Consider the following 720-nt stretch of genomic DNA (forward strand, 5'->3'; position numbering starts at 1 on the left):
GTTCGGTCTCCTCGTCGGAGCCGGCGGCGAGGTCGAACGCGCTCCCCTCGACGACGTGGAGCGCGGTCACCGACGCGTCGACGTGCGACGCGAGTTCGAGGGCGTACCGCGCCGCTCGCTCGGACTCCTCGCTACCGTCGACGCCGATCAGGATCTGATCGTACATACACCGGGGTTCAGCGGCCTGCCCCTTACCGTTGCCGCCACGGGCGAGGGCGGGCGATCGCTACTCCCGGATCGCGCGCCGTCGCTCCGCCACCAGGTCGAACGCGTCTTCGGTGTCGCCCAGTACGAGCAGCGCGTAGTAGCGCAGGTACGTCTGGACCGGGACGGCGACCACCAGCGAGAGGGCGACGATCGCTGCGAGGAACAGCACGACGACGAGGAGGAGCACGGCGCCGCCGACGATCTCCGACACCGAGAGGAGCGCCGCGCCGGCGACCCCGATGGCGACCAGCGGGATCGCGAGCACCACCGTGCCGATCCCGGTGACGACGCCGACGAGGATCCCGACCGCGATCGAGAGCACGATCCGCAGGGCGGCGTAGGCGAGATACTCCTTCCACTGCCCGACCATCGTGGGCCAGAACCGCTTCCACGCGCCGAGGACGGTCCGGTCCTCCGCCACCATCACCGGGACGACGAACTGGGTCGTGAAGCCGGTGAGCAGCCCGCTGCCCACCGCGACGACGAGCGCGACGCCGATCGCCAGCAGGAGGG

General features: G+C 70.8%; 2 protein-coding genes. Both read right to left on the reverse strand.

Going from position 1 to position 720, the window contains the following annotated elements; translation table 11 throughout:
• On the reverse strand, positions 1–166 hold a 166-nt coding region (locus tag ACFR9S_RS08565; protein ID WP_379818432.1), incomplete at its 3' end, for a universal stress protein.
• A 60-nt stretch (positions 167–226) separates the two neighbouring features.
• A partial coding sequence (locus ACFR9S_RS08570) for a DUF7544 domain-containing protein (RefSeq protein ID WP_459077198.1) occupies positions 227–720 on the reverse strand: 494 nt, incomplete at its 5' end.

Source organism: Halolamina salina, from assembly GCF_042678005.1.
Taxonomy (GTDB): Archaea; Halobacteriota; Halobacteria; order Halobacteriales; family Haloferacaceae; genus Halolamina; species Halolamina salina.